Annotated in this window: 2 protein-coding genes; both read right to left on the bottom strand. The window is 70.4% G+C overall.

All coding sequences use genetic code 11. The annotated features are described in order from the left end of the window. Nucleotides 1-1,531 (bottom strand): type I polyketide synthase (locus tag T398_RS26700; RefSeq protein WP_496450565.1); only part of this gene is annotated, 1,531 nt, incomplete at its 3' end. A 58-nt stretch (nucleotides 1,532-1,589) separates the two neighbouring features. Further along, on the bottom strand, nucleotides 1,590-2,409 hold an 820-nt coding region (locus T398_RS26695; protein ID WP_496450564.1), incomplete at its 5' end, for an acyl carrier protein.

The following is a 2,409-nucleotide window of genomic DNA, read 5'->3' as shown; positions in this document are numbered from 1 at the left end:
CCCCAACCAAAAAATCAGCAAGATGCCCAGCCTGCCCAGCCAGACCACTAACCGACCGACCAGAAACCGGCCACAACACCACCGGCCGCTCCACCACCCCCACCGAAGATCCAGCCGTGCCTACCGAAGACTCGGCAGCCTCGACCAACGGAGCCTCCTCCAAAATCACGTGCCCGTTGGTGCCACTCACGCCGAACGACGACACCCCACCCCGGCGCGGTTGGCCGTGGTCCGGCCACTGCCGCGCCTCGGTGAGCAGCTGCACCGTGCCGGCCGACCAGTCCACATGCGAGGAGGGTTCCGATACGTGCAGGCTCTTGGGCAGCACACCGTTGCGCAGCGCCAGCACCATCTTGATCACGCCGCTGACAGCGGCGGCGGCTTGGGCGTGGCCGATGTTGGACTTCACCGAGCCCAACCAGAGCGGCCGATCCGCCGGCCGGTCGTGGCCATACGTAGCGATCAGCGCCTCCGCCTCGATCGGGTCGCCGAGGGTGGTGCCGGTGCCGTGTGCCTCGACCAGGTCGACGTCGGTGGAGGTGAGCCCGGCGTTGGCGAGGGCTTGACGAATAACCCGCTGCTGGGCCATCCCGTTCGGGGCGGTCAGGCCGTTGGACGCGCCGTCCTGGTTGATGGCCGAACCGCGGATCACAGCGAGCACGGGGTGGCCGTTGCGCTGGGCGTCGGAGAGGCGTTCCAGCAGCAGCATACCGACTCCCTCACCCCATCCGGTGCCATCGGCATCATCGGAGAAGGGCTTGCAGCGGCCGTCGGAGGCCAGGCCACGCTGCCGGCTGAAGGCGACGAACGCACCGGGGGTCGACATGACGGTCACGCCACCGGCCAGCGCCAGGCCACACTCCCGCTGACGCAGCGCGTGCGCGGCCAGGTGCAGGGCGACCAGCGACGACGAGCACGCGGTGTTGACGGTGACGGCCGGCCCCTCCAGTCCCAGGCTGTACGCAACCCGCCCGGAGATCACCGCACCGGCGCTGCCGGTACTCATGTACGCCTCGACGGGTTCGGGCAGCACCGTGAGCCGGTCCCAGTAGTCCTGGCCGCCGCAGCCGACGAAGACGCCGACGGGGCTGCCGCGCAACGAGTCGGGGTTGATACCGGCCCGCTCGCACGCCTCCCAGCTCGTCTCCAGCACCAGCCGCTGCTGTGGGTCCATGGCCAATGCCTCGCGGGGCGAGATGCCGAAGAACTCGGCGTCGAACTTGGCGGCGTCGTGGACGAAGCCGCCCTGCCGGACGTAGCTGCTGCCGGCGGCGTCCGGGTCGGCGTCGTAGAGGGCTGCGGTGTCCCAGCCCCGGTCGGTCGGGAAGTCGCCGATGGCATCGACGCCGTCGACGACCAGCCGCCACAGGTCCTCAGGCGAGGAGACCCCACCCGGATAGCGGCAGGCCATCCCGATGATCGCGATCGGGTCCTGCTCCTGCGACTCGACCTCGCGCAGCCGTTCCCGAGTGCGGTGCAGGTCGGCCGTGACCCGCTTCAGATAGTCGAGGAGCTTCTCTTCGTTCGCCATCTGAACCTCACCAAACTCGTTGCCAGCGGGACACGTTCCTGGGTAGCGCGGTGGCGGCTCAGGTCATCCCGAGTTCCTTGTCGATCAGGTTGAACACGTCGTCGGCGGAGGCCGCTTCGAGGCGGTCGACCAGGGTGGCGCCCGCGGTGGTGCCGAGGGTCTCGTTGAGCTTCGCCAGCATCGACTGGAGCCGGCCGGTCACCCGGTTCCGCTCGATCTCCTCCGGCGACAGGCTGGCGACGGTGGCCTCGAGCCGGTCCAGCTCGGCGAGCAGGCCGCCGGCGGTGTCGCCGGTGTATCCGAGTTCGGCGCGGAGCTGGTCGGCGAGGGCGACCGGGGTGGGGTGGTCGAAGACCAGGGTCGCGGAGAGCCGGAGCCCAGTGGCGACGCTGAGCCGATTGCGCATCTCCACGGCGGTCACCGAGTCCATGCCGAGGTCCTTGAAGGCACGCCGCGGTTCCACCGGGTCGACGTCGCCGTACCCCAGGACGGCGGCCACGTTTGCGCGGACCGTGTCGAGCAGCAGTACGCGCTGCTCGGCCTCGGGCAGTGCGGCGAGCCGGTCGGCGAGGTCCGAAGACGACGGCGTGTCGGTGGCGGCGGTGGCCTCGGTTGCGGCGTCGGGAAGGTCGGCGAGCAGCGGCCGTGGCCGGGCCAGGGTGTAGATCGGAGCGAACCGCGCCCAGTCGATGTCGGCGACGACGAGATGACTCTCATCGTGGTCGAGGGCCTGCCGTAGCGCCTGGACAGCGAGTCGGGGGTCCATGACGCCGACACCGAGCCGGTCAAGGTGCGCGCCGACCTCGCCGCCGGCCATGCCGCCGCCGCCCCAACTACCCCAGGCGATGGAGGTGGCGACCACCCCGCGGGCCCGCCGC

This window comes from Salinispora goodfellowii, from assembly GCF_059570675.1.
The sequence above is the reverse complement of the archived record's forward strand: the minus strand, read 5'-3'. Positions and strand labels throughout refer to the sequence as shown.